The following is a 26,599-nucleotide window of genomic DNA, read 5'->3' as shown; positions in this document are numbered from 1 at the left end:
TCCTAGAAAAGAAAAGGCGTGACGTACAGCGTGGTAAAAATAAAGAGCCAGACGACATCGACGAAATGCCAGTACAGGCCGCCGATTCTCAGCGCAGCACAACGCTTTTCGTCGAAGTAACCGAGCGCCGTCCAGCCGAGCAGACAGGACAGCACGATAAGTCCGACGAGCACGTGGATCACGTGAAAGCCCGTGATCGTGAAGTACAGCGATCCGTAAAGATGCGTTGCGATGCCGTACGGGTGGTCGTGCCACTCCTTCATCTGAATGCCGACGAAGACGACGCCGAGAACGATCGCCAATGCCATCGATCCCACCGCCCAGCGGATTCTGCGCCGGCGCACCAGGCGCTCGCACAACCACACGAACAGACTGCTCAAGAGCAGGACGCAAGTATTGAGCGCGCCGATGCCGATCTTGGGTAGCCCTTCCGGCGGCCAGTGCATCTCGGTCTGCGAGCCGAGGTACAGATACGAAAAGATCAGATAACCGAAGAGCGACGCTTCAGTGGCGACCGTCGCCATCATGCCCCACCAGCCGCTCGATAATTTGCCGGCGCTACCGACAGGAAGAACCGGCACGTTGTCCGTCAGCTCACTCATGACCGGCCCCCGCATCCCGCACCGGCTCCGGCTCGCGCTGTATCAGCAAGCGTTCGGGCCACAGCCATAACAGAATCGCCGCGCCGCACGCAGCTACCATGGCCCCCGCAAAGATCCAGGTGCGCAGCAGCATGGCAACGAACAGCAGCGCACTGAATAAGCCGAGCAAAAACGGGGCGTGCGAATCGGTCGGCATCTTAAGGATGATGTCGGGCCTGGCATCGAGCGGCGTCGTGCCGAGCGCCTCACGGCCATGATCGAGCAGGAACCCTTCATCGAGCTTCGAGTTGCTGCCCTCTCCAATCCGGTCTTCCCACAGCGGATTGCGGCTCGCCACGACGGGCACGACAGCGAAGTTGTAGGGCGGTGGCGGCGACGGTACTGACCATTCGAGCGATGCGCCGTCCCACGGATTGTCGCCTGCCGGTGCACCGCGCCGCAGGCTCACGGCCACGTCGATCAGAAAGATGAGAATGCCAAGGGCGAATATGAATGAGCCGATGGTCGTGATCATGTTCGTCGTGTCCCATCCCATGTTGGCCGGGTAGGTATAGACCCGACGCGGCATGCCGAGGAGGCCCGAGATGTGCATCGGGAAAAAACCAACGTTGAAGCCGACAAAGGTGACCCAGAACGACAGCTTGCCGAGCCGCTCACTGGTCATCCGGCCGGTGAACTTGGGAAACCAGTAATAAATGCCCCCGAGCACGGGAAACACGTTGATGCCGAGCAGCACGTAGTGCAGGTGAGCCACGACGAAGTAGGTGTCGGTCAGTTGCCAGTCGAATGGCACCGCCGCCGTCATCACACCTGAGACGCCGCCAATCACGAACATCAGCACGAAGCCCGCGAAAAACAGGAACGGCACGCGATAGACCGGCGTTCCAAGCCAGATCGTTGCAATCCATGCGAAGGTGGCGACGGCGCTTGGGATAGAGATCAACGTACTTGCGGCGCCGAAGAAAGCCAGCGCAAGCGGCCCGATTCCCGTCGCGAACATGTGATGAATCCAGACCACGAATCCGATCATCATCGTGGCGACGGTCGAAATCGCAACGGGTGTGTAGCCAACGAGTGGCCGGCGGCAAAACGTCGGCAACGCATCGGAAACGATGCCCATTGCCGGCAACACCACGACATATACCCACGGATGAGCGAACATCCAGAACATGTGCTGCCATAACATCGGCCGGCCACCGTGGGTGACATCGAAGAAGTGCGTGCCGATCTGCCGGTCCAGCCACAGCATGAGAAACGCAAGACTGACCGATGGCACCGCCACCAGGTTAGCCGCCGACGCAGTCAACGTGCCCCACACCAGAATGGGCAAGCGGTCGATCGACATTCCCGGTGCACGCATGCGCAGTAGCGTGACGACGAAGTTGACCGATCCAACCGTTGTCGACACACCGAGCAGCACCATGCCGAGCGCGTAGACGTCGATGTTCGGTCCGGTGTTGTATTCGAGATTCGCAAGCGGCACATAGTTAAACCAGCCGGCATTGGGAGCCTGACCGAGCGGAAAGCTCGCATAAAGAAAAATGCCCGCGAAAAGGAAGACCCAGAACGACAGCGCATTTAGCCGTGGAAATGCCATGTCCCGCGCGCCGAGCACGAGCGGCCACAGGTAGTTCGAAAAGCCGGACAACACGGGAAGCGCGTACAAAAAGATCATCGTGATGCCGTGCATCGTGAAAAGCTGGTCGTACTGCTCCGGCGACAGCAGATGCGCGTTCGGCCGCGCAAGCTGTACGCGCATGATCAGCGCCTCGATGCCCCCGGCGATCAGAAAGACAAAAGCGGTGACAATGTAGCGCAAGCCGATTTGCTTATGGTCCACCGTCGAGAGCCAGCCGCGCCAGCCAGGTTCGCTTTCCCACAGTTCGCGCAGGCGCTGCTCGCGCGGCGAACCTTGCGGCATGCGGCCGATTTCCGGTCGGCGTGCGAGCCGCAGGTCGGGCGTGTCGGGTGCAAGGTCGGCCATGTTCTTCCTTGTCGGATGGAGGCGCTTCAGCGGAGCGTCGCTAAATAGGCGGAGAGCGCAGCGGCATCCTGCACGTTCAGCGTGAAGCTGGGCATCAGCGAATCGGGTTTTATCTGTTGGGCGTGCTCGATCCAGTCGAGCAGGTGCGTCGGCGTATTGGTCAACGTGCCCGCTGCAAGCTGCTGGCGTGAGCCCACATGAGTAAGGTCCGGAGCCTGCGCACCGGCTGCGTCGCTTCCCCGTACCGCATGACAGCCTGCGCAGCGATCCATGAAAATCTTCTGTCCGTCTCTCACCTGGCCGTTGGCCGGCAGAGCCGCCTGACGGATCTGCGCACTCCGCCAGGCATCGAAATCCGCCTGCGGCTGCGCGATGACGTCGAACGCCATATGCGCATGCTGTGAGCCGCAAAATTGCGTGCACTGACCGCGGTAGACGCCTGGTGCATCCGCCTCTATCCATTGCGCGTTGACCTGCCCCGGAATTGCCTGGGTCTTGCCGGCAAGGCGTGGAACCCAGAATGCGTGGATCACGTCCGCGCTTTTTAGACTGATCTTGACTGGCACGCCCACGGGAATGTGGATCTCGTTGGCTGTTGCGAAATGGTTCGCCGGCTCGGCGTCGTCACCGTAGTCGATCTTCCACCACCAGTCGTAGGCGGTGACAGTGATAGTCAGGCCCGGTGTGAGCGAAGGTTGCGCGACCGCCTCCAACGTAACGAGCGTGTAGAAAAGCGACACCAGCAACGCGACCGTAGACACGCCCACGCCGATGTAAATCCACGCCATTCCACCGCCTTCCTTGCCCAACACTCGCTCTGCGGTCGGCGGGCGCCGCCGCATGAGTGCGCCCGCCAGCAGAACGGCAATGATGACGACAACCGCGACGCACATCGCAGTCAGACCCCAGCCGAGGTGCATGGTCGGGGTCGCTGCGGGGCCGGCGGAATGCAGGAAGTATTCGAGCGGCGCGTCGGCGTGCGCAGGCGGCGCGGCAGTAAGCGCCGTTAGAAGTGCAAGCTTGAACCCGCTGAGGTCCCATCGATGCAGGCGTCCGACAGAAAAATCGCTGACCGTCTGACTCATCTTTGTTCTCCGGCCCGGCACGTAGGCCGACTCGCAAGCGGTTATATCCTTACATGTGCATTGCGGTTGTCGGAGCGAACCCCGCGCGTTACGTGTCACAACGTGATGTATTGCAAAATTCTTGCCTGGCATCGGAAGTTGGATCTTGCGCCGTGGCGCCTCTGAAGCGCTTGTAAAAACCGTCGGGCGATGTAACTTCGATGAAGCATGTGCTGACCGCGCTACCCACTCACGTGCGTTGTTGCAAACATCCGCTTTCCGATAGCACGAAATAAAATGTAAGGATTTGATCGATGCTGCCAGTGTTCGCCGCATCTCAACGCGTCTCGACGGTGGATCATTGGCTAACGTTGAGCCTGGCGATGCCGGGCAAGACACGGATTCACCATCCCACTATGTACGTCGCAGACCGGCATCTTCCAAAAAGGATATGCCGCTAGTGCGTGCACGTAACTTTCAAATGAAGCGCAAGAGGAACCCGTGATCAGGTCGATTCACCGAGTCATCATATTGGCTGCCGTGCTCAGTTCAAGTATTGGCTGCGGCGCGATGGCAGTTGCTTCGCAGCATGTCGGCCTGACACGATCGGACTCGTCGTATGCGTCGCAGGCGAGCCTGGCGCCTGCGAGGTTTCAACAAGCTGACGCGAGCAAGCGTTCATATTCTCCGCTATTGACTTCGATCTCTGCGGCGCCGCCCGCTGTGGTGCTTGTGGAACGGCCAACGCTGGTTGATCTCCGGCGAGACCAAGGTGAAGCTGGCGGCACACAAGCCTGGTTCCCCGTTCCAGGCTATCAATATTGGAACCGCCAAACCATTTCGACGGATGACTCGTTCCCATTCGAAAACGCGCCCACCTATCTGCGTTGGGACTGCATCGTGTTCCCGGTATGGTCGGTTGTCTTTCTATCTATTGGTCTCGGCTTAGCAGCAAGCTGGGCAATTGGGCGGCCGCTACGCAGTCTCTCGACAGCGTTTAGCAAGGTTGGCAGCGAATACCGTCCCCATGAAATCATTCCGGAAAAAGGTCCCAAGGAGTTGCGGCGACTGGCGCGGGTCTCCAATGAATTGCTCGCTCGGCGCATCGACTCACGTGCAGAGCAATCGTCCACGCTCGTGGCACTGCAACTACATCTCGAATCGCACGCAGCCCGACTGCGTGAACGTGCCCTTCAGGTGAAGGAATGGCATAAACGCGTGGCGCTCGTAGAGGACATCGACCTCTTCTCGCATCTTGCCAGGCAGTTCGTCGAAGGGACTCAGCCGTCCATCGGGCCGCGGACCGATCTGTCCGTGGAAGCATTCATCCACGATCGATTCGTAATGACCAGTTCGCTGGAGGCCAACCTGTTCGTCTGCACGTTCGAAGCGGGCGCAGAATTCAAGCTGCCGCGCCCGGTTCTCGAGCGCGTCATGTTCAATCTGGTCGACAACGCGCTGGAGCATGGAATTCCGCCGATCGAAATTAAAACCTCGCGAACCCGAGCCGAGTGGATCCTGAGCATCAGGGATCACGGTGCAGGAATCACGCAGTCAAGATTGGCAGATGCAACCGCAGCATTCGTGCGCCTCGGCAGCGCCGACAATACCGGACGCCATTGGGGACTCGGGCTGGCTCTGGTCAAAAAACTCGTGGCAAGCGCAGGAGGCCATCTCATTCTTGGCAATCATCCTGGCGGCGGGCTGTTAGCGCGCCTGGTGTTCCCAAAAAGCGAACGGCCATAGCGGACACGCTCTCGTCGGCTGACCGAACCGGGATTCACGACACGCCGGTGCCCTCCGGCCAAACCACGGCAGCCACCGATCACCCGAGAGCTTCGTCGTAACTCCCCGGCTGAGCCCGATGCGGACCACGCACTCGACCGCCTAGCGTCCCGGCGCGCTGGCGCAACTCTTGCGACGGAGCGGATGGCACGGGCCTCAAGAGCCCCGCGTGACAAACCGCTGACAGGGCGCTGCCCGGTAAAAACACAAAATGACTAACTTCGCACCCTCCCCGGGGGACGTTTCGGGAGAAGAATCTTTCCAGCTTCTCGTCGCAGGCGTTAGGGATTACGCGATTTTCATGCTGGACGCAGAAGGTTTTATCAAAACGTGGAATGCAGGCGCCCAACGCTTCAAAGGCTATGCTCCCAGGGAAATTCTGGGTCAGCACTTTTCCGTTTTTTACACAGACAGTGACCGCGCCGGCGGCCGCCCGGCCCTCGCGCTGCGAACTGCGCGCGACGAGGGTAAGTTCGAGGATGAAGGCTGGCGGGTCCGAAAGGACGGCAGCCAGTTCTGGGCGAGCGTGGTAATCGATCCGCTGCGTGACGATTCCGGCAAGCTCATCGGCTTCGCCAAGATCACACGCGACATCACGGACCGGAAGATGGCCCAGGAAGCGTTGCGTGAAAGCGAGGAGCAGTTCCGGCTGCTGGTTCAGGGCGTCACGGACTACGCGATCTACATGCTTTCGCCAGCCGGCGAGGTGACTAACTGGAACGTCGGCGCGGAACGGATCAAGGGTTACACACGCGAGGAAATTCTCGGCAAGCACTTCTCGTGCTTCTATACCGACGAGGATCGCGCGAGCGGCCTGCCCGCGCTGACACTGTCGACCGCGGCCGCGGAGGGCCGAGCCGAGCGCGAAGGATGGCGGGTCCGCAAGGACGGCTCGCGGTTCTGGGCTCACGTGGTGGTGGATGCAATCCGCAACGGCGCGGGCGAACTCGTGGGTTTTGCGAAAGTGACGCGCGACGTCACGGAACGCAAACAGGCGGCGGAGGCCCTGGAACGCGCCAACGCCGCACTGTTCCAGTCACAGAAGATGGAATCGCTGGGCCAGTTGACCGGCGGCGTCGCGCACGACTTCAACAACCTGCTCGCAGTCATGTCGAACGGACTCGATGTGCTGTCGCTGCGCGTACAGGACCACGCCGATCTCAAGATGCTGGAAACCATGCAACGCGCAGTGGCCCGGGGCGCGACGCTGACACAGCAGTTGCTCTCGTTTGCGCGCCAGCAGCCGCTCAAGGTCGAAAGATGCAATTTGAACGCGGTAATCCGCGGTTTTGAAGCGGTTCTTCGCCGCGCGGGAAACAGCACGATCGAACTGGAGATCAGGCCAGAGCCGCGGCCGCGGCCCGTGCTGCTCGACGTAGCCCGCTTCGAGGCCGCGCTGCTGAATCTGATCGTCAATGCGCGCGACGCAATGCCCGCAGGCGGAAAGATCGCGATTACCGTTGAAAACGTCGAAGTCCGCGAAGGCACGGTTGGCTCGCTCGTCGAGGGCCCGTATGTCAAGGTCTCCGTGGCAGACACCGGCTCGGGGATGCCGCCCGAGGTTGCGGCGCGCGCGTTCGAACCGTTCTTTACCACCAAGGAGGTCGGCAAGGGCACCGGTCTCGGTCTAAGCCAGGTGTACGGTTTTATCTCGCAGTCTGGCGGCGACGTGCTCATTCGCAGCGAACCGGACATGGGCACGGTCGTCAGCATGTATCTGCCGATAGCGAATAGCGCATCGGGCGACGCGGACTCTTTAGCCGGTCCGACGCTCGATACGGTGCTGGTCGTGGAGGACGAGCCGGATTTACTGGATGCGACGGCGGCGCTCTTCCGCAGCCTTGGATACGAAGTACTGACCGCGAGCAACGGGGCTGAAGCGATGAACGCGTTGGGTCGTCGCGACGATATCCGCGTTCTGTTCACCGACGTCGTGATGCCCAAGGGAATCGATGGCATCCAGCTCGCGCGTTCAACGCGCGATCGCCATCCCGAGATCAGGATCGTGCTTGCATCGGGGTATCCTCTGCCCGCCCTCAAGGCACAGCATGGCAATCTCGACGACTTCGCGTTTATCCATAAACCGTATCGGCTGGCCGATCTCGTGCGAACGCTGGGCATGGCGACGTAGCCGCAGATCGTGTTGCGGGTTGCATGATATGGCCGTACTGTTGACGCACGCGTTACGCGGCGCAACCACGGCAACAAAACCGACCGCTAATCTGACATGACCTTCCGGAGGAAAACATGGCAAACGTCGAACAATTCAAGGACGACCTGGAAAATAACGCTGACGGCCTGGTGGGCGGAAGCCGGGGCGACTTCATGGAAGCGGTGGGCGAGGCCGTCTATGCCCGCGTCGACAGTCACCAGCTGGACGGCATCATTGCAGCGTATCTGACGCTGCAGGAGGTGCTGGACGAGAACGCGGACAACCTGGACGACGAGGCCGACGAGGCGATCCAGAACGCTACCGACGAATTCAATGAGACGGTCGGCAAGATCCTCGGTGTGTAGTCGTCGGCCGGCCACGACCGCGCGTTGCGGTCATTTAAATATCAGTGGGCGCCAGGTCAGCGCAACGACGAAAAGCTTGCGCGAATTTCCTGCGTGAAGATCTGCGGCTGTTCCCAAGCCGCGAAGTGGCCGCCCCTGGGAAGGCGGTTGTAATGCATCAGCTTCGGGTACGCCTGTTCCGTCCAACTGCGCGGCGCGGCGTAGATCTCGTCGGGAAAGACGCTCACGGCGACCGGAATCGGTACATGTTTCGGCGCGAAAAAATTCAACTTGTTCTCCCAGTACAGCCGCGCCGACGAGATCGCCGTGCCCGTCAGCCAGTAAAGCGTGACATTGTCCAGAACGTCGTCGCGTGTCAGTCCTTCCGGCTGTCCGTCGAAAACGCGCGCGATCATCGCCTGGCTGCTCGCGTCGTGATCCAGCATCCATGCAGCAGAGCCGATTGGCGAATCTTCGATGCCGTAGAGCGTCTGCGGACGGTTCGCCATTTCGAGCGCATACCCAAGCCCGTGCTTGTAGAAGAAATCGAGTTGGTCGAAGGCATGCTTTTCGTCGTCTGACAGGTTGGCCGGCGCAGGCTTGCCGTATTTCAACGCATCGGCGATGTCGTCCGGAACAGTGGCCGGCATATTCGTATGGATCGCAAGCAAACCGGGCGGCGTCAGCAGCGCCATCTGCTCGGTCACGGCATTGCCCCAATCGCCGCCCTGCGCGACATAACGTGTGTAGCCGAGCCGCTGCATGAGCACGACCCATGCACGCGCGATACGCCCAGGATCCCAGCCGGTCGTCGTCGGTTTGCCCGAAAAACCATACCCCGGCAACGACGGGATCACGACATGGAACGCGTCTGCGGCCGTGCCACCATGAGCGGTCGGGTTCGTTAGCGGATCGATGATCTTCATTTGCTCGATGATCGAACCCGGCCAACCATGCGTGACGATCATCGGCATCGCGTTAGCGTGCCTGGACCGCACGTGGACGAAATGAATGTCGAGTCCGTCGATTTCGGTGACGAACTGCGGCTGAGCGTTGAGTTTTGCTTCGACCTTCCGCCAGTCGTAGTCAGTAGTCCAGTAGCGCGCGAGGCGCTGCATCGTCACGAGCTGCACGCCTTGACTGGCGTCGGAGACAGTTTCGCGCGTGGGCCACTTCGTCGCCTTGATGCGCCGTCGCAAGTCGGCCAGTTGCGCGTCCGACGCGTGAACGCGTAACGGACGCAGCGCAGTCTTGTCGCCGCCGCCCGGCTGCGAGGTGTTCGTGATCGATGTATCGGCAAACGACACCCGCGGCGCTGAACCTGCGGCGACGACGGCTGCCGCCGCACTGATGAACTTGCGGCGCGAAAAGACTTCCGGAAGAAGATCGTCTGACATGCCAACTCCTTCGAACGCAGTACTACTCGATCGCATGCGGCCTTCAATTCCCGGGCTCGGACACAGTGAGCTCATTGTTCACGTGGCTGACACCTGCAACCTTCGAAGCAGCCGCTTGTGCAGAGTCGATCTGCGACTGATCCGGTGCGGTGCCCGCAAGCGTGACCGTGCTGCCGTGCGCCAGCACGTTGATGTGCGAAGAGTTCAGCCCCTTCACCTTCGTCAGCGACTGACGCACTGCGTGGCTCAGCGCGCGATTCTCGGCTCGCATCTGCTTCTTGCTGGTGCCGCCGGTACTGGCAGCCGATGAGTCGGCAGCCCACGCGGTGCCAACGCCGATAAGGGAAGTCGCCGTGAATGCCGTTGCCGCCGCCACGGTGAGGATGATTGCTCTGGTTTGCATGCCTGACTCCTTTCGGTGATAAGTTCACGCACGATGCATGGGTACGTCGGATAGCAGTCTTTATTACATGACACTGCGTGCGTCGTTTCAATCGTCATCGGGTATGTCAAACCATGCTGCCGGTATGCCTTTCATAAACCAAAGAGAACGCGACTAGGGCACAACGATTGACTCGGTGAATTCGACATCGACTCAAGCCGCGTCGGAAGCTAGCGGCACCGTGAAGAAAAAGCGCGCACCGCCATGCACCGACGCGTTGTCGGCGCTAATTTCGCCACCGTGCATTTCAATGATCGAGCGGCAAATTGGCAGACCCATGCCCATGCCATTTACCTTGGTCGTGAAGAAGCTCTCGAATACGCGCTGCATATTGGACTCGTCGAGCCCCGGGCCGCTGTCTTCCACGACACAGGTGACACTCGTGGCATCGGGCAGATAGGTGCGAATCGTTATGTTGCCGTGCGGGCGTGCCGTCGTTTTCATGGCCTGCATCGCGTTGACGACGAGATTCACGATCACCTGTTGCAACTGCACGCGATCCGCAAGCACGGCGGCCGCCGGCTGCGCGCGCTTCCGCATGATCGTGACGCCGAGCGCGTTCACATCGTGACGCAGGAACACCAACGCTTCATCGATCAACTCATCGAGCAGCGCGATCGAGCGCTTCAATCCCTGGCGCACCGCCATGGTGCGAATGCGATCGACGATATCGACCGCTCGCTGCGCATCGATTTTGATGCGCTGATTGATCAGCCGCGCCTCTGCCACATCGGGCGTCTCGCGATCGAGCCAGCGCGTGCCAATCGAGCTGTTCATCGCGATCGCCGCAAGCGGCTGCTTCAACTCGTGAGCGATGGACGCGCTCAACTCTCCGAGCGTCGAAATGCGCGCGGCGTGCGCGAAGTCGGCCTGAAGCCGCTGCAGCATTTCTTGCGCGCGGACGCGCTCCGTCAGATCGACAAGACTGATCAGCGCAATGCCGAGATCTTCGGCCGCGCCAGGACGCGCGACCGTCAACAGCACGTCGATGATGCGCCCGTCGAGCGTGGGAAGCCTGGTGGTTTCCTGAAAGAGCGGTGCGCCGCCGTAACGGCTTTCCAGCGCGCGCCTGAACGTGTCGGGGCTTTCCCGCCACACCCACGGCGATGGTCCGAGCAGCATGCTCCGGTCGTGCGCGCCGAACATTTTCGCCGCGTGATGATTGACCTCTTCGACGATGAGCAACTCCATCGCGCGATCCAGCCACCCGGGATGATGGTCTATGTACTCCGACAGATCTTCCACGCCCTGCCCGCGCAGCGACGACAGCAACGCGATCAGCGGTTGCGCGTCGATCTGCCATAAGCCGACGGGCATGTCGAAAAACAGACTGCGATAACGGTGCTCGCTGCGCAGCAACGCGGCATGGGCCTGCTTGCGCGTCGTGATGTCCTTGAGCGCCCCGAGCACCCGAATGCCCGCGTCGGCGTCGGCGATCACGTGCGCGAGCAATTGCAAGTGCCGCACCGAGCCGTCCGGCATCAGCAGCCGGTGCTCGACATCGAACGGCTGCCGGTCATGCGTTGCCCGATCGAACATGAGACGCACGAACGTCGCGTCGTCGGGATGAACCCGCGCCAGCATGAGTTCGAGCGTAGGAAGCGTGGCGAGATCGTAGTCGAAGATGCGAAAGCTTTGCTTCGACCAGAACAGCTCGCCACTCGACACATGCCAGTCGAAGCTGCCGGTGTTGCTGAGCCGCTGTGCGTCGGCGAGCAGCGCTTCGGCGTGTTGCAGGTCGGCATAAAGCCGCGCGGTTTCAAGCGACATTGCAGCCTGAGACGCGAGCATTCGCAACACGACCGTGCGCGGCGGCGTGAATACATTCGACGCCAGGTTGTTTTCCAGGTAGAGCACGCCAATCATCCGGCTGCGCTTGATGAGCGGCAGACACAGGATCGAGCGGCAATCGTGACGCATCACGTACTCGTCGGACGAGTAAGGACTGGTGGACGATGCATCGTCGAGTAACAGACTGTCGCCTGTACGCATCACGTATCGCAACACGGATTCCGGTAGTTCCGCCTGTTCGATGGGCAGTCTGGGCAGACGCACCTCGACGGCATCGGCCCTTGTCGTCGCTTCTGCTTCCACGCGCAACTCGTTGCGGCGCTTGAGCACCAGCACGCACCGATCGGCGCCGGCGTGTTCAAGCGACAACGCCATTAACGTATGGATCAACTCGTTCAGGTCGATATCGCTGAATATCGCGCTCGACACGTTGACGACGGTTGCCAGGTCGAGCTGTTCGTTGGACATGGCAATGGTGCCGTCGGATTTCGATGTACCGGGACGCGCTCGTGTATGACTGCGCGTCAACTGGGTGACCTTGCTCCAGGCGCCCCAGCGCTCGTAACAAGAGCGGGCGTTCATCAGATACGTATCCGCGACTGTTTCAAGACCGCGGTCCGCGTAAAAGCGCGCCGCCAGTTCATGCGCGAGCGCCTGGTTCTGAATGAAACCATGCTCGCGGGCCGAGCGCACGGCCTCCTCATAGTGATGCATCGCATCGGAATCGCGGCCTTCGAGACGCGCGAGCTCCGCCGAAATCAGCGCATGACGATGCCTGAAATTGCTCGGACAGTGGCTCGTCCAGACAGCGAACTTTTCACACGTCGCGTGAATCGTGCGACGACGGGTGACTCGTTGTTCGTCGCCGGCCGATGCGTCGAGCGCCGCAAGTGTCAGCGCGTGGAACAAGTAAAACGTCGCCTCTATCGGCAGCGCCATCGCGGCGTCGATCACAGATTGCGCGCAGTGTGCGGCGTGAAGCGCATCGTCGTATCGTCCTTCGAGATAGGCGAGCATCAGATTCATGATGTGGTGAAACGCGATGCCGCAGCCGAAATTCGACTTCGCGATAACGGCGAAAGACGCGTCGCGGTCGAATGCCGCCGCATCGGTGAGTGTGCCGCCTGCCTCACCTTGCAGCGCCGCGACAAAATGCTGCTGCAGCCGAATGGTTTCGTAGACAGCGTCATTGCGGCTCTGGCGTGCGAACGAAGCGTGCCGCTCGGAACTGCGCTGCACGTCGGAAAGCGGTGTGCCCTTCTCGATCATTTGCCAGACCGTGGTGAACGCGAGGTACCCGGCAAAAGCCAGATCCCCCACGTCGAGACACGCGGCGCTTGCTCTTTCGAGTATCGGCAGATCGGTTACGAGGTGACGCCGCCAGAAGTTGATGTGATTGCCGTGCAGATGGAGCAACTTGCCTTTGAAGCGCCGGTTGCCGAACTTCTCGTTCAACCTGAGCGACATTTCCGAGAACTGCACCGCGGACTCGATGTCTCCGAAACTCGACACCAGCATCAACGCGTAATTGCCATAGGCGAAGCTGGACTTGTCGGTGTTGCCCCCGCGCAAGGACAGGTTCACCGCCTGAAGCGTTATGAGCGGATAAAACGCCGGCCGGGCGATGAACGCGCAAGGCATTGATTCAACCAGCAGGTCTACGATCGTCAAGGTGACCGGGTCCGATGCGACCGGCGCATCTACGAGCGTGTCGATGGCGCGGCTGGCGAGATTGAGCGGTATCTTCCGCAACTCGGCTTCGACCTCGCTACTGGCAGCGTCGTCGTGCAGCGGCAGCAGCACGCCGAAATCGCGCAGCGCGAGGCGAGCCACCTCGAAGCTCTCGTCATACCGCCCGGCGACCTGGTATAGCTCCATGCGCAAGCCATAGACCTTTGCGCGATCCAGGTTCGAGCGCGACCGATCGAGCATCATGTCGAACAGCGTATCGGCGTCGGCGAAGTCACCGGCCAGATACTCGCATTCGGAAAACGCCAGATAAAGCTCGAACGTGCGCTCGTACTGACGGCTCCACGCGTCCGCGCCAAGCAGGGCGACGCCTTGTGCCAGATAAGTTCGTGCTGACGCGAACGCGGTCGAGTGCATGGCTCGCTGTCCCGCTGCATAGTTCAGCGCGACCGTACGCTCAAGCTCGTCCGCGTCGGTCATGAGCGAAGCGCCGCGGTTGAGATGATTGACGATGTCGAAGAGGAACTCATCGAGTTCGCCCGCCGCGCGTCCGGAGGCCAGCGTGCGGCCGATGTGCAGGTGCGTCGCCGCACGTTCGCTCTCGGGAATCAGCGCGTAGGCGCCCTCCTGAACGCGATCGTGGGCAAACACATAGGCATCGTCGACACGGTGCACGAGCCCCGCTTTCATGGCCTCCCAGAGCTTCGCATCGATCGATGCCGCAGGCTCCCCATGAACCAGCTTCAGCGCGTCGATCTTCGCGACGTTGCCGAGGATGGCGAGCCGGCTCAGCGCGTCGCGTGTATCGTCCGGCAAGCGGGACAGTTTCGCTGCCATTAGTTCGACCACGTTTTCAGTCAATCTCTTGGCGCGGATGCGAGGCAGATCCCACGTCCAGATCGCGGCACGATGATCGAACGCAACCAGCCCCTCGTCGGCAAGCGTCGTCAGGAACTGGATCACGAAAAACGGATTGCCGCCGGTCTTCTGATGAACAAGCTGGGCAAGCGGCTCGGCAGTCGCGGCGGAGCAGCGCAGCGAATCGGCGACGATCTCCGCGACGCTGCCGGCGCCAAGCGGCACGAGATCGATGCGCTGCAGCGTCGTGCCGCGGCCCGTTTCCGTGCCGCTCATATCTTCGATCATTCGCGTGAGGCGATGCGCCGGATCGATCTCGTTGTCGCGATAAGCACCGACGAGCAGCACGTGCATCACGTCCGGATGCGTCGCGAGGTGTCCGATCAGATCGAGCGTGGCAGCGTCGATCCACTGCATATCGTCGATGAACAGCGCGAGCGGATGCTCGGGCCGCGCGAACACGCCGAGCAGGCGGCGAAATACGATATGAAAGCGGTTGCGTGCGTCGTGAGGCGGCAACGCCGGAACCGCGGGCTGCTCCCCGATGATGAGAGCGAGTTCGGGAATCAGACCAACCATCAGTTGGCCATTCGGCGCAAGCGCCTCAGTCAACTCACGCCGCCAGCGCTCCAGTTCGGTATCGGTCTTGTTGAGCAGATCGCGGACGAGCGACTGGAACGCCTGGGCCAGCGGCACGTAGGGCGTGTCGCGTTTGAACTGGTCGAACTTGCCTGAGGCGAAGCGTCCGCGCGATGGCACCAGCGCCTTGTGCAACTCGTTCACCACCGACGTCTTGCCGATGCCCGCATAGCCCGAGACAAGCACCACCTGCGCGTCGCCGAACGTCACGACGCGATTGAAGGCCCCCAGCAGCGCATCGATCTCCGATTCGCGTCCGTAGAGCTTTTCAGGAATCATCAAGCGGTCAGACACATCGTGCTTGCCGAGCGCAAAGGGCGAGATTTCCCCATCCGCTTCCCATGCGGACAAACACCGTTGCAGATCGGCCCGAACGCCACCGGCAGTCTGGTAACGCTGCTCCGCCGTTTTGGCGAGCAGGCGCTCGACTACGTCGCCGACCGGCGCAGGCAGCCCTTCGACACGTTGCGCCGCGGGCACCGGCCTCCGAGCGATATGACAATGAATCCATTCGATCGCTTCGGACGCGACGAAAGGGGACGAACCCGTCAGCATCTCGTAGAGCGTCACGCCGAAGGAATACAGATCGCTGCGCGCATCGATTGAACGGTTCATGCGGCCGGTCTGCTCGGGCGCCATATACCTCAGCGTTCCTGCGATTATCTCGGGCGGCGCGGGCGGCTGATGTTCGTGTGGGAGTAGCGACGCAATGCCGAAGCCGGTCAGGCGGACATTGTCGTTCGCATCGACAAGGACATTGGCGGGCTTGATGTCCTTGTGGATGATTCCGCGCTCGTGCGCATGTCCGATCGCCTGAGCGAGATTCACGGCGATGCGCAGGCACCGCGCCAGTTCGAGTGGCTTGCCGAGAATCCGGATCAACGGATCGCCGCCGCTGTCGTCGAGAACCAGCACGGGCGGCACGCGCCCAAGGTCGAGCGCGAGTGGCTGCGCGGCCCACTCCGGTTCGAGCAACGGCGCAAGACCGTATTCGTGCTCGAGCCGCATGATGCTCTGCGACCCAGGCTGCGTGGCCACTCGCGCGAGCATCGAGATATGCGAGCCGGGCCGCTGTGCACGGCACAACAACAGTTCGCCGTCTTCGTGCAGCGGTTCGAGCGAAAAGCCGGTGAGATCCATGGAGATGCTCCTTCTCGCTGCTCTCTTCCGAGGAAGGCGATACCTGCCCGAGGGACACGTATCGCTCTGCGAAGCGAAAAGTAGCCTAGCATGCGAGGAGCGCAATCCCCTCGAATGAGTCGCCTGATCCGGCGGCTAGCGCCAGAGCGAGCCCGTGTAATCCGCGAGCCTCGCTTCCACGTCCGTCACCTTCTGCAAGCCGAGATCCATCAGTTGCGCAATCTTCTCCTGCGCGACCGGGCGTCCGACCGACGCGATGAAGGCGTCCCACTCTGTCGCGACGCTCGCGTCAGGCGGCAGGGTCTGCGCGTTGACGTGCTGCTTGATGACCGAAAGGGATTGCCTGTCGAACAGGCTGATACGGGTGGCGAGGTCGTCGACGAACGTATCCAGTTCGCTGTCCGGCATCGAGCGATTGACGTACCCATAGCGCTCGGCCAGCGCGCCGGGAAAGTCGTTGCCGCTCGTCAGCACCTCCAGCGCACGCCCGCGGCCGATCAGCCGGGAAAGACGCGTCATCGGCCCGCCGCCGGGGACAAGCGCTACGCCGATTTCCCACTGCGACATCAAGGCGTGCTCGTTGCTGGCAAAGCGCATGTCGCTCGCCAATGCGAGTTCGCTGCCGACGCCTGACGCACGCCCTCGAATCTTCGCGATCGAGATGACAGACCACCGCCCGATCCGCACCAGCATGTCGGGCAGCGGCGGCATGCCCGTTGGTCCCGGCGGCATGCTCGTGGTCGCGTCGAGCGGCGGCACAAAGTCGTAGTGCGTGAGAAAGAAGCCGGGCACCGCGCTCTCGAACACGACCACTTTCACGTGCGGGTCCGCTTCAATCGCGCTGACGACCATGTTGAGCTGGGGCGTGGTATCGGGCCCGAAGATGTTGAAGGGCGGATTGTCGAAGATGACACGCCAGTAGGACGGGCTGGGACGTTCGATTCGGATCTGCGCGTTGGGACTATCCTGGGTCATGACGCTCTCCATGCAGGCTATATCGGTTCGATGATGCGGGCTATCCGCGCAGCACTTTCAACAGGTCCTGCGCAACCGATTTCGACGAGGCGGGATTCTGTCCGGTGATCAGCCGTCCATCGATGATCGACAGCGGCTGCCAGTCGTCGACTTTCTCGAAGCGGCCGCCCAGGCGCTTCAGCTCGTCTTCCACGAGGAAAGGCACGACATGAGTGAGCTGCACCGCCTCTTCCTCCGAATTGGTGAATCCGGAGACGCGCTTACCCTTGACGAGCGGCTCGCCGTTCGCCTTGACATGACGCAATACACCTGGCGAATGGCAGACAAAGGCGACGGGCTTACCGCTGTCGTAGAAGCGCTCGATTAGCGCCACCGACTGCGGATCTTCAGCGAGATCCCACAAAGGTCCGTGGCCACCGGGATAGAACACCGTGTCGTAGTCGTCGGCTTTCATGTCGCCGAGCTTCGCGGTGTTGGCGAGCACACGCTGTGCGGCGGGGTCGCTCTTGAAACGCTCAGTGAGTTCGGTCTTGCCTTCCGGCGTGTCGCTTTTCGGATCGATGGGCGGCTGTCCGCCTTTCGGCGAACACACGGTGACATCGACGCCCGCGTCGAGAAACGTGAAATAAGGCGCTGCAAATTCCTCCAGCCAGAAACCCGTTTTTCTGCCGGTGTTGCCGAGTTGGTCATGTGAAGTCATCACCATCAATATCTTCATGGTCGCACCCTCGTTGGAATATGACGTCGTGCCACGCGGTCGCGTGGTGCAGGAACTATAGGCATGGAACTCGCGCCGGGGGCGGCTGGCGCATACCAACGTATAGTGATCTATACAAGGTCGCGGACCGCGGGCTACGTTGACCAGGTGACTTGCGGCCGTGCCATCGTTCGGTGGAACGGCTGTTGTGAATGCACCAGAATGTTGCCCTTTGGCGTCTAGCAACAATTGACCTGTAACGATTCTGTTTGGTCGGCAATCGCCAACGTACCCGGCTGCAACTCGACAGATTTTTCCCATGGAAGTCTGCTAGAGTTAGCCGCATCGCTGAAGCAAACCCTCATGACGTCAGCGCTTCAATCGCAAAACCGGCCCGCAAACATCAGGCCGGCTCGGCCACGCGGCCGCTTCGATGGTCTTTCCGCTTCCCCACTTCCCATCGAATCGGTCTCGACGTTCGCCGGACGCAACTGCCCGAGGCCCGAGCGGCGCCGCCCTGACATCCGGCGCGTCGGAACGGAGCTTCGCCAAGTCCGTTTTTCAACGGCCCATTGATCGTGCGTCGCCTACTCCCGCAGGAGCAGACATGGTGCCCAGATCGCAGTCCACATTGAACAGTACGAAGGCGGAAAACGAGACGCCGGTGGTGTATGTCGTCGACGATGACGAGTCCATTCGCTTCACGCTGCAGAGCCTCGCTCGCTCTGTCAGGCTGCGGGTCGAAACGTTCGATTCGCCCGCAGACTTTCTTGCCTTCCCGAAGCACGACGCGCCGAGCTGCCTTATCCTCGACGTCCGGCTTCGCGGCGCGAGCGGTCTCACGTTTCAGGCGGAACTCGCGCGATACGGCCTTCGCATGCCGATCGTATTCATGACCGCGTTTGGCGACATCGAAATGAGCGTGAAAGCAATGAAGGCGGGTGCGCTCGACTTCTTTCAGAAGCCTTTTCGCGAGCAGGATATGGTCGACGCAATCGCGGATGCGTTGAAACGCGATACCTTGCGTCGAGCTTCCGATAGAGCACTGGCCGGCGTGATCTCCTCGTTCGAGTCACTGACAGTCCGTGAGCGGGAAGTAATGAAACGGGTCGTCACAGGCATGTTGAACAAGCAGATCGCGTATGAGTTGAATCTCAGCGAGATCACCGTGAAGATCCATCGCGGACAGGTCATGAAGAAGATGGCGTCGCGCAACTTGCCCGATCTTGTCAGAAAGGCCGAGGCGCTCGGCATGGAAGCCACGCGCGGCAATTCATCGGCTCTTCTGCCCACTGCACGGGGAGCGCCGGGCGAGAACCCAAGCGTCGGTCGTCGCATCTAACGTGTCGGGACGGCAATCAGACCTGCGGCTGAGCCGGTTCAACGATATCGCCGGCGCAGACGACCACATTCCTTCCCCGTCTTTTGGCCGCGTACAGCGCCAGATCGGCGGAACTCGTCAATTCTTCCAGTGACGACGGATGCGACCGCCGACCGGTCGCGCACCCAATGCTGACCGTGAACGGTGGAATCGCCTCGGACGACGCGGACGGCTCCCGGTGTTCGACTTCTCGACGTATAGCTTCACCGATCTGGAACGCTCCGGCTTCGTCGGTATTGGGCAGCACGACAACGAACTCCTCTCCGCCGTATCGCGCGGCGAGATCGCCACGACGACGCACGTGCCGATCGATACACTCCGCCAGATGTTTCAGCGCAATATCGCCTTGGGCGTGACCGTGACTGTCGTTGTATTGTTTGAAGTGATCCGCATCGACAAACAATAGCGACAACGAACCATCGCTGCGCTGCAGTCGTTCCCATTCGTTTTCGAGCGCATTGTCGAGCGCACGCCGGTTTTTGAGCCCTGTCAATGGATCGGTTTGCGTTAGCTCCGTAAGCAGCACTTGCGTATTCGCGTGGTCGCGCAGAGCAAAAGCGAGGAGCCAGACCACGGTGCAAAACGCAACGCTCACAGACGAAGCGGAAACTCCAACTATCCACGACAATCGTTTCCACGAGGCCAGAACGTCGCTTTCCGCTGGCGCGACAACGGCAATGAGCGGCGTGCCGGGCACACGCTGAAACGTGTAGAGACGTAGTACTCCGTCAGAAATCGACGGGGCACTATAGAACCCGGAGTCATGGTTCACCATGCGCGGAAAGGTCGGTGACTTGCCTACGTTGACCAGCCCGGCCTGCGTGAGAGGGGGATTCCTCGCCACAAGCGTGCCGTCCGTACGAACGATCGCGGCGACACCGTGCGACCCCACGTCCAGTTTCGCAAGAAGCTGCCTGAAATATTCGACGTCGATCGCGACAATCGCCACTCCCCCGAACGACCCGTCGGGACGATTAATCCGTCTGCTCATCGCAATGGATTGGGCACCCCGCCGCGACCGCGCCGCATACACCGACGAGACATAAAGCCCGGCATCCGCGGACTTGCGATGCGCAATGAAATAGTCGCGGTCGCTAAAGTCCCAGGTGTGGGACCTGGAACAGCAGCCGTCGATTACACGACCACGATCATCGGTAATTCCCGTGCCGGTGACATACTCGGCAGCGGTCCGGTCGAACAGCAATTCGTGGCGCAAGCTCCGATCCATGGTCTGGATAGCAGGCTTGTCGAGCGCGGCGATCAGCGTGCGCAGCGAATTGTCAGACGTTTCAATTGTTCGAGCGATGTTGGTGGCTAGAACCGCGGTGACATTCCGGGACGTCTCATGGGCATGCTGAATCGCGGCGTCACGGGAGGCGAGGAGCGTGGCGAGGCTGATAGCCATCACGCCTAATGCCATCAGACTCCCTAGCGCACCGACGATCAATGGATGCCGGCCTGCGAGAACAGCTAGTTTTCCGGTGGTAATAGAAACGGACACTGTAACGTTCTGGTTAGTACACTCGGTTCAAAGATGTTCCTCCCGCGCGGTAACATTGCCTCCCGGTGAAGCGGGTTCTGTCGTGGAACAGAGGACTGCCGGAGTGTCGTGGCTAGCCGATGACCGGGTTTACGGCAAAGGCGGTAAAAAATGAAGTCCCGGATCCAGCCGCAAGCATATCTTGCCGGCGGAGGTTTGGCACAGCAGTGGTTCAGCGGCGTGTTGAACGCTGGAAAAAACGCGCGGTCTAGAATCGCGGGCTGGATTCAACCTCCTGCAGCGGAGCACCGCACGATGAAACGAATCTCTTTCGCCAACCAGCTTGTGCTTCTCTGGGCGTTGATCGCCGTGGTCTGCACACTGCTCGCCGGCGTAATCTGGCTGCTCTTCCAGACGGACCAGAGCCGGCAGATTTCCGCTGCGAGTCAACAATCCATCGCGGCTTGCGAGCATGTGGCGTCTCGTTACTCGTTGTCTCGCCTCGCCGCCAACAATCCTTACGATGCCGACCTGATGCATGCGGTACTCGATACCGTCCTCATTCAGGCGCCGAAAATCGAAGGAGGCTTCTGGAAGAACGACGCCGCGGGGCCATCTCATGCCTCTGAAGACACGTCCCGAACGGCGAACGGCTTTCTTGCCTATTCATTCCCAACGTATGAAGGCACTGGCGTTAAGCGCGATATTCCGCAAGCAGAAACACCGCTGATACTTCGCGCGCTGCACCGGGCCGCGTCGGCAGGTGCGACCGTTTCTGATTCCGTTCCCGCAGGAGAAGGCGCAACCGTCGCCTCTGCGTGTCCCGTGTCCGGTAGCCCCGCGCTCTATGCATGGACCCTGACCAGGGCACAAGCTCCTCTCGGGCAATATGGGCACATGCTGATGCTATCGCTGGTCGTCGTTCTAACGGCCATTCTGCTTCTCGCTCTTATTCTGGGTTTGGGCTTGCGCCGGTGGCGGAAAAACCTGTCGCAGCTCGAGCAGTCTTTATCGTCCGGGACGGCAGCGTCGTGTTCCGAGCTTCCGTCTCCAGGCGAGCCCGACCTCGACAAAATCGTCAATGCTGTCAACGTCTTCGCTGCGCGCCTGAGGGAATCGCAAGCCCAGGCCTCCGCCTTGCACGAGAAGTTATCGCAAGCCGAGCGGTTTGCCTCTCTCGGCAAACTGGCCGCACAGGTCGCGCATGAAATTCGTAATCCGCTTGGGGCCGTCAGGCTGAAGCTGGAAAACGCTCTGGCCCATGGAGGAGACACACCGCGTCAATCGCTGACGTCGGCTCTCGGCCAGGTGGAGCGCATAGAAACTCAGGTAACGAGTCTGCTGGCTTTGACGCAGCCAGTCACGCTCGCGGTGAAGACAGTCGACGCCGCACAGTGGGTGACATCGACGGCCGCGACACATCAGGAGCAGGCAAGAATCAAGGGCGTGACGCTCAGCGTCAATGCCGACCTCCCTGCGCCGTCGGGGCCGGGTACTGACGCCGCGCCGGCGAAGTTCGATCCCGTGCAGATGGCAAGAGCAGTCGATAATCTGATCCTGAATGCAATCCGGCACGCGCCGACGCAAGGTAACGTCACCGTCAACGCAAATCGCGTCGAAACCGGTCACACGAGCCTGATGCGAATTGCTGTCGTCGATAATGGCCCGGGAGTGGCGTTAGCCGACCGCGAACGCATTTTCGAACCATTCGTCACGGGTCGGCCCGACGGCTCGGGACTCGGGCTCGCAGTGGCGAGAGAGGTGGCTACGGCGCATGGCGGCCGCGCGTACGTAGCCGATACGGAGAGCGGCGCGTGTTTCGTCATTGAGGTTCCATGGCACACATACTCGTAGTCGACGACGACAACGGCTTTCGCGAAGGCCTCGTCGAAACGCTGGTTGACCTCGGTCATAGCGTGGACGAGGCACGCTCCGGCGAACAGGCGCTGGAAATGCTCGAGAGCACGGGCGCGCCATTCACCTGCATGTTCCTGGACTTCCGCCTGCCTGGCATGGACGGCCTGGCAGTGCTGGACGCTCTTCGAAAAACGGCAAAGGGACAGGCGTTGCCGGTGGTGATGCTCACGGGTTTCGCATCGAGCGATAACACGATTGGGGCAATGACGCTGGGAGCGTTCGACCACTTGACCAAGCCGGTCGGTAGACAGGCAATCCAGGCACTACTCGCGCGCATCATCGCCTCCACGGGCACGAGTGAGGCCGCCGCGAACACATCGCATCCGTTCAGCGCAGAGTCGGCGGGCGCGAAGCCTCGGCTACTCGGAGTGAGCGAGACGTTGCGCGAGGTGCAGAAACAGATCGGACGCGCGGCATCGTCCGAAGCAACCGTCCTGTTTACCGGCGAAACAGGAACCGGAAAGGAAGTCGCCGCGCGCGTGCTTCATGACGCGTCGAGGCGCAGCGGCAAGCCGTTCGTCGCAGTGAATTGCGCGGCGATTCCCGCGGAGCTCCTCGAAAGCGAATTGTTCGGTCACGTCAAAGGTGCGTTCACGGGCGCAACCGCGGACCGGCCCGGCTGCTTCGCAGCGGCTGACGGCGGAACCTTGTTGCTCGATGAAATCGGCGACATGCCATTGCCCATGCAAGCCAAACTGTTACGGGTAATCCAGGAGCGGCAGATCACCCCGCTCGGTTCTAACCGCGTGATTCCCGTCGACATCAGGCTGGTTGCCGCTACGCACAGAAACTTGCATACCATGGTCGAGGCGGGGGAATTCAGGGAAGACCTGCTTTACCGGCTGAACATCATTCCGATCGCATTACCTCCGTTACGCGAGCGGCTGGCGGACATCCTTCCGCTAGCCGAACACTTCCTTGCTGATGTCGCGAAAGCGAGGTCACGCGAACTGCGTTTGTCGCTGCCGGCGCAGCATCTGCTCGTGGGTTACGCATGGCCAGGCAATGTGCGCGAATTGAGAAATGCAGTGGAACGCGCCGGCGCACTCGCGCCGGGAGCGATGATCACGGCGGAGGATCTCGGCTTTCTCAATGGCAAGCCGGACCTTGGCGAGCCACTAGTGGGTACAGGCTTGCTCGAGATGACGCTTCCCGACGCAGTGGAAACACTCGAGCGCGCGTTGATCTCCCACGCGTTGACGCTTGCGAGCAATAACCGCGCGGACGCAGCCCGGCGCCTCGGAATCAGCCGCCAGACGCTCTATGCAAAGCTGGCCGCGCTCAAGATCGAGTGAGGTGTCAAGCAAGCCGACACCAAGTGTCTGGATCATGGACAGATATCCTGCTGCATCGGGCGCGAAACCCCTTTCTAAAGGGATGCGCTGCATGGCATAGCCTTTGCAAAAGTCTCCGTGTCGTTCATCGGAGAACATCATGGCTGTCAACCAATCCATCCAACCTTGCCTGCATGCTACGCCCGCAAGTCACACGCACTCCATCGCGAAGCTTGCGCGGGCCGTAGCACTCTCGCTCGGTGCCGTCACCATTGCTTGCGCTGCTCAAACGCGGGCCGCCGAAGGCCCGGGCGCGCCTCCATCACCACCGGTCGCGGGCATGCCTGCGCCGGCAATCGCAGCACCTGACGCCCCTCCTCCACCGGCACGTGCACCCGTGCTTCCGACAGATCAGCAACAGGTACGAGCCGCGAGCGGTACGGTAAGCCGCTTTGTGATTAATCCCGAGGGCGATGTCGATGGCTTCGTTCTGCATGACGGCTCGCTGGTCCGCTTCCCGCCGCATATGGGCTCGCAACTGGTGAGCGTCGTTCATCAAGGGGATCCGGTTCGGATTGCCGGCGTGTCCAACGGCGCGGGCGACGTCTCAGCGCAGCAGATCACAAATGAACGGACGTCGCAGCAGATCGTCGATCAGCCGCCGCCGATCGGCGCAACGCCAATGCCGCCCGCACTACGCGGCGCGGGTCTCGTGAAGCTCAGCGTCAAGGGTCCTGTTGCGCGGGTCATGACGGCGCCCCACGGAGAGCCCGACGGCGTGATGCTCGCCAACGGCACCATCATCAGGATGCCGCCGCCCGTGGCGCAACAGTTTGCGAATCTGATGCGACCGGATGTGGTGGTTGCCGCGAGCGGCTACGGAACGCGCAATCAATACGGCGAAGCATTGCAGGCTACCGCCTTCGGCGCGCCCGGCAACGTCACGCAGTTGTATAGCGACACGCGCAACTAATTAATCTTTACTGGAGCTACACCATGCATTGGATCGACCCAACTTGCCTGCAGGAAACCCGCGGTACCGTCAGCCAGTTTCTGCTGAATTCACATGGAGAACTGGACGGCCTCATTCTCGGTAACGGCAGACAGGTGCATTTCCCGCCGCATCTGTCCGGTCAGATCGTCAAACACATCAGCGTGGGCGACAAGGTTCGCGTGCGCGGAGTCAAGCCGCGCGCCGCCGATATCGTCGCTGCTGTTCAATTGACGTCGGCAACAGGCGTTGAGATTGTCGACGAAGGCCCGCACGGTCATGGCAAAAAGCACGAGAAGCCACATGCGAACACGCGCCCCATCGAGTTAAGTGGCGAAGTAAAGCTCTCGCTTTATGGACCGAAAGGAGAACTGCGCGGCGCGTTGCTGAGCGACGGCACTTCCCTGCGGATGGCTCCGCACGCCGCAGACGAACTGTCCAGTTACCTCGCCCCCGGCGCGCACATACAGGTGTGGGGTCACGCAGTGAAGAACCGGTACGGAAAGACCGTCGAAGTCGAGCACATCGCGGAACTCGTCGATGACGATGACGATGACGATGACGCTTCGATGAACGCGGACTGATCGCGAACTCATGGCGGCAAGCGAATTCGAACCGCACCGTAACGGGAGGAAATGGTGAACGCGGATCGTGCACAGCAATCAGTGGAGTGCGAAGCAACTGCGCGTCCATCGTCCCGAAGCCTGCGGGGTCTCGATGCGCTCAATTTCCTGATGGCCGATGTTCGCGACGGTCTGGGACCCTTCCTGTCGGTGTATCTGAAGGGCACCCAGCATTGGAGCTCGGGGAACATCGGCCTCGTCATGGCCGCGAGCGGCATTGCAGCGGCAATCTGCCAGATCCCCGCCGGCCTGATTGTCGACGCAGTTCGCGTGAAGCGGCTGCTGATCGCAATATCGGGTTTGCTGGTGGCAGCCGGATGTATTCTGATCGCGTTCTTTCCGAAGCTGCCCACCGTGCTCGCCGCGCAGATCACGCTTGGCGCAGCGTCCGCAATCATTCCTCCCTGTCTTGCCGCGCTGAGCCTTGGCGTGGTCGGTCACCGTCTGATGCCCGCACGGATCAGCCGAAACGAAGGGTTCAACCACGCAGGGAACTTCACGGCTGCAATTCTGGCGGGCGGGCTTGGACAGTATGTCGGCGTTAAATGGCTGTTCTACCTAGTATGCGCGTTTGCAATAGCGAGTGCCCTCGTGGTCCTGCTGATCAACCCGAAAGAAATTGACCATGAGCTTGCACGCGGTGCCGACAGCACTTCAAATGAAACCACGCGCCACAACCCGCTCAGCTTCTCTGCGCTATGGAAGAAGCGTGACCTGAAGGTGTTCATTGTCTCCGTGATGCTCTTTCACTTCGGCAACGCGGCCATGCTGCCGCTTGCGGGCCAGGTCATCGCTAAAGTGCATCCGGGAATGGACGTCATCGCACTGAGCGCGTGCGTAATCGCGGCGCAACTCGTCATGGTCGCGGTCGCGGCGGGTGTGGGTCGCGCGCTACGCAGGGGAATTGGACGCAAGAGCATCTTCCTCGTTGCATTGGCTGTGCTGCCGGTGCGGGGTGTGCTCTTTTCTATGACCAGCAGCCCGTATGCGGTGGTTCTGATCCAGTTACTCGACGGGATTGCTGCGGGTATCTTCGGTGTGATCGGCGTGGTTATCGCGTCCGACGTGATGCGCGGAACGGGTCGGTTCAATCTTGCTCAGGGTCTGATGGCGCTTGCGGTCGGAATAGGGGCGGCACTCAGCAATGTGACCGGGGGCTATGTCGTCGAGAAGTTCGGCTTCGCCTCGGGGTTTCTCACTCTGGCTGCAATCAGCGTGTTTGCGCTCGTCTTTTTTGCGGTGTTCATGCCAGAGACACGACCCGCCGACGATGCCGAAGCTGCTCCAGACGCGCGGCCGTCAGAATTGATCTCCGCTCGCAACTGATCGCACAGAGAGTAAGTGCTTTTTCTGGCAATTGTGGTTTTGCACAAA

18 protein-coding genes are annotated in these 26,599 nt (G+C 61.0%); 9 read left to right on the top strand and 9 right to left on the bottom strand.

Going from position 1 to position 26,599, the window contains the following annotated elements:
* Window positions 1-2: 2 nt before the first annotated feature.
* From ACTJLB_RS16570 to coxB, 3 genes are read right to left on the bottom strand one after another with little or no spacing between them, the layout of a single operon-like run.
* On the bottom strand, window positions 3-602 hold the full coding sequence (locus ACTJLB_RS16570; protein ID WP_408128988.1) for a cytochrome c oxidase subunit 3: 600 nt from the start codon (window positions 600-602) through the stop codon (window positions 3-5).
* A complete protein-coding gene (gene ctaD, locus ACTJLB_RS16565) occupies window positions 595-2,586 on the bottom strand; it encodes a cytochrome c oxidase subunit I (RefSeq protein WP_440783883.1) in 1,992 nt (663 codons plus the stop codon). Before ctaD ends, ACTJLB_RS16570 begins: the two co-directional genes overlap by 8 nt.
* Window positions 2,587-2,612: 26 nt before the next feature.
* Complete coding sequence (gene coxB / locus ACTJLB_RS16560; protein WP_440783882.1) at window positions 2,613-3,671, bottom strand: cytochrome c oxidase subunit II; 1,059 nt, start codon at window positions 3,669-3,671, stop codon at window positions 2,613-2,615.
* 480 nt (window positions 3,672-4,151) lie between these two features.
* On the opposite strand from coxB, the gene ACTJLB_RS16555 reads away from it, so the two are divergent.
* The 3 genes from ACTJLB_RS16555 to ACTJLB_RS16545 all read left to right on the top strand — a co-directional run bounded on the left by ACTJLB_RS16555 (window position 4,152) and on the right by ACTJLB_RS16545 (window position 7,952).
* A complete protein-coding gene (locus ACTJLB_RS16555; RefSeq protein ID WP_440783881.1) occupies window positions 4,152-5,396 on the top strand; it encodes a sensor histidine kinase in 1,245 nt (414 codons plus the stop codon).
* A 340-nt stretch (window positions 5,397-5,736) separates the two neighbouring features.
* Complete coding sequence (locus tag ACTJLB_RS16550) at window positions 5,737-7,566, top strand: hybrid sensor histidine kinase/response regulator (protein WP_088174103.1); 1,830 nt, start codon at window positions 5,737-5,739, stop codon at window positions 7,564-7,566.
* Between the two features lie 116 nt (window positions 7,567-7,682).
* The gene (locus ACTJLB_RS16545) at window positions 7,683-7,952 is read left to right on the top strand and encodes a hypothetical protein (protein ID WP_020066804.1); all 270 of its coding nucleotides are present in this window, start codon (window positions 7,683-7,685) and stop codon (window positions 7,950-7,952) included.
* 56 nt (window positions 7,953-8,008) lie between these two features.
* On the opposite strand, the gene ACTJLB_RS16540 is transcribed toward ACTJLB_RS16545, so the two are convergent.
* The 5 genes from ACTJLB_RS16540 to ACTJLB_RS16520 all read right to left on the bottom strand — a co-directional run bounded on the left by ACTJLB_RS16540 (window position 8,009) and on the right by ACTJLB_RS16520 (window position 17,580).
* On the bottom strand, window positions 8,009-9,328 hold the full coding sequence (locus ACTJLB_RS16540; RefSeq protein ID WP_440783880.1) for an epoxide hydrolase family protein: 1,320 nt from the start codon (window positions 9,326-9,328) through the stop codon (window positions 8,009-8,011).
* Between the two features lie 43 nt (window positions 9,329-9,371).
* On the bottom strand, window positions 9,372-9,731 hold the full coding sequence (locus tag ACTJLB_RS16535; protein WP_020066806.1) for a BON domain-containing protein: 360 nt from the start codon (window positions 9,729-9,731) through the stop codon (window positions 9,372-9,374).
* Window positions 9,732-9,923: 192 nt separating this feature from the next.
* Window positions 9,924-15,887, bottom strand: a complete 5,964-nt coding sequence (locus ACTJLB_RS16530; RefSeq protein WP_440783879.1) for an AAA family ATPase — start codon at window positions 15,885-15,887, stop codon at window positions 9,924-9,926.
* 135 nt (window positions 15,888-16,022) lie between these two features.
* Window positions 16,023-16,862: an enoyl-CoA hydratase/isomerase family protein gene (locus tag ACTJLB_RS16525; protein WP_440783878.1), complete on the bottom strand. Its 840-nt coding sequence runs from the start codon at window positions 16,860-16,862 to the stop codon at window positions 16,023-16,025.
* Between the two features lie 40 nt (window positions 16,863-16,902).
* Complete coding sequence (locus tag ACTJLB_RS16520; RefSeq protein ID WP_087752014.1) at window positions 16,903-17,580, bottom strand: type 1 glutamine amidotransferase domain-containing protein; 678 nt, start codon at window positions 17,578-17,580, stop codon at window positions 16,903-16,905.
* Window positions 17,581-18,166: 586 nt separating this feature from the next.
* Between ACTJLB_RS16520 and ACTJLB_RS16515 the strand changes: the two genes are divergently transcribed.
* A complete protein-coding gene (locus ACTJLB_RS16515) occupies window positions 18,167-18,901 on the top strand; it encodes a response regulator transcription factor (RefSeq protein WP_310066207.1) in 735 nt (244 codons plus the stop codon).
* A gap of 16 nt (window positions 18,902-18,917) precedes the next feature.
* Here ACTJLB_RS16515 and ACTJLB_RS16510 read toward each other — a convergent pair whose 3' ends face one another.
* Window positions 18,918-20,360, bottom strand: a complete 1,443-nt coding sequence (locus ACTJLB_RS16510; RefSeq protein ID WP_440783877.1) for a diguanylate cyclase — start codon at window positions 20,358-20,360, stop codon at window positions 18,918-18,920.
* A gap of 375 nt (window positions 20,361-20,735) precedes the next feature.
* Here ACTJLB_RS16510 and ACTJLB_RS16505 point away from each other — a divergent pair, with 375 nt between their 5' ends.
* The 5 genes from ACTJLB_RS16505 to ACTJLB_RS16485 all read left to right on the top strand — a co-directional run bounded on the left by ACTJLB_RS16505 (window position 20,736) and on the right by ACTJLB_RS16485 (window position 26,551).
* Entirely contained in the window at window positions 20,736-22,274 is a 1,539-nt protein-coding gene (locus ACTJLB_RS16505) for a sensor histidine kinase (protein WP_440784013.1), read from the top strand.
* Window positions 22,256-23,632: a sigma-54-dependent transcriptional regulator gene (locus tag ACTJLB_RS16500; protein ID WP_440783876.1), complete on the top strand. Its 1,377-nt coding sequence runs from the start codon at window positions 22,256-22,258 to the stop codon at window positions 23,630-23,632. Before ACTJLB_RS16505 ends, ACTJLB_RS16500 begins: the two co-directional genes overlap by 19 nt.
* Window positions 23,633-24,008: 376 nt before the next feature.
* A complete protein-coding gene (locus ACTJLB_RS16495; protein ID WP_440783875.1) occupies window positions 24,009-24,584 on the top strand; it encodes a hypothetical protein in 576 nt (191 codons plus the stop codon).
* A gap of 23 nt (window positions 24,585-24,607) precedes the next feature.
* The gene (locus ACTJLB_RS16490) at window positions 24,608-25,186 is read left to right on the top strand and encodes a hypothetical protein (RefSeq protein WP_440783874.1); all 579 of its coding nucleotides are present in this window, start codon (window positions 24,608-24,610) and stop codon (window positions 25,184-25,186) included.
* Between the two features lie 150 nt (window positions 25,187-25,336).
* Entirely contained in the window at window positions 25,337-26,551 is a 1,215-nt protein-coding gene (locus ACTJLB_RS16485; RefSeq protein ID WP_440783873.1) for an MFS transporter, read from the top strand.
* Window positions 26,552-26,599: the final 48 nt, after the last annotated feature.

Source organism: Paraburkholderia sp. 22098, from assembly GCF_052045935.1.
Lineage (GTDB): Bacteria > Pseudomonadota > Gammaproteobacteria > Burkholderiales > Burkholderiaceae > Paraburkholderia > Paraburkholderia caledonica.
Note: the sequence above shows the minus strand (reverse complement) of the source record. Positions and strands in the feature narration are given on the sequence as shown.

Excerpts from the sequence above, each read along its gene's own strand:
- ACTJLB_RS16530 (WP_440783879.1), bottom strand. The coding sequence starts at position 15,887 with ATGGATCTCACCGGCTTTTCGCTCGAACCGCTGCACGAAGACGGCGAA.
- ACTJLB_RS16570 (WP_408128988.1), bottom strand. The coding sequence starts at position 602 with ATGAGTGAGCTGACGGACAACGTGCCGGTTCTTCCTGTCGGTAGCGCC.
- ACTJLB_RS16540 (WP_440783880.1), bottom strand. The coding sequence starts at position 9,328 with ATGTCAGACGATCTTCTTCCGGAAGTCTTTTCGCGCCGCAAGTTCATC.
- ACTJLB_RS16505 (WP_440784013.1), top strand. The coding sequence starts at position 20,736 with ATGAAACGAATCTCTTTCGCCAACCAGCTTGTGCTTCTCTGGGCGTTG.
- ACTJLB_RS16550 (WP_088174103.1), top strand. The coding sequence starts at position 5,737 with ATGCTGGACGCAGAAGGTTTTATCAAAACGTGGAATGCAGGCGCCCAA.
- ACTJLB_RS16545 (WP_020066804.1), top strand. The coding sequence starts at position 7,683 with ATGGCAAACGTCGAACAATTCAAGGACGACCTGGAAAATAACGCTGAC.
- ACTJLB_RS16485 (WP_440783873.1), top strand. The coding sequence starts at position 25,337 with ATGGCCGATGTTCGCGACGGTCTGGGACCCTTCCTGTCGGTGTATCTG.
- ACTJLB_RS16525 (WP_440783878.1), bottom strand. The coding sequence starts at position 16,862 with ATGACCCAGGATAGTCCCAACGCGCAGATCCGAATCGAACGTCCCAGC.
- ACTJLB_RS16500 (WP_440783876.1), top strand. The coding sequence starts at position 22,256 with ATGGCACACATACTCGTAGTCGACGACGACAACGGCTTTCGCGAAGGC.
- ACTJLB_RS16515 (WP_310066207.1), top strand. The coding sequence starts at position 18,167 with ATGGTGCCCAGATCGCAGTCCACATTGAACAGTACGAAGGCGGAAAAC.
- coxB (WP_440783882.1), bottom strand. The coding sequence starts at position 3,671 with ATGAGTCAGACGGTCAGCGATTTTTCTGTCGGACGCCTGCATCGATGG.
- ACTJLB_RS16520 (WP_087752014.1), bottom strand. The coding sequence starts at position 17,580 with ATGAAGATATTGATGGTGATGACTTCACATGACCAACTCGGCAACACC.
- ACTJLB_RS16490 (WP_440783874.1), top strand. The coding sequence starts at position 24,608 with ATGCATTGGATCGACCCAACTTGCCTGCAGGAAACCCGCGGTACCGTC.
- ctaD (WP_440783883.1), bottom strand. The coding sequence starts at position 2,586 with ATGGCCGACCTTGCACCCGACACGCCCGACCTGCGGCTCGCACGCCGA.
- ACTJLB_RS16510 (WP_440783877.1), bottom strand. The coding sequence starts at position 20,360 with ATGGCATTAGGCGTGATGGCTATCAGCCTCGCCACGCTCCTCGCCTCC.
- ACTJLB_RS16535 (WP_020066806.1), bottom strand. The coding sequence starts at position 9,731 with ATGCAAACCAGAGCAATCATCCTCACCGTGGCGGCGGCAACGGCATTC.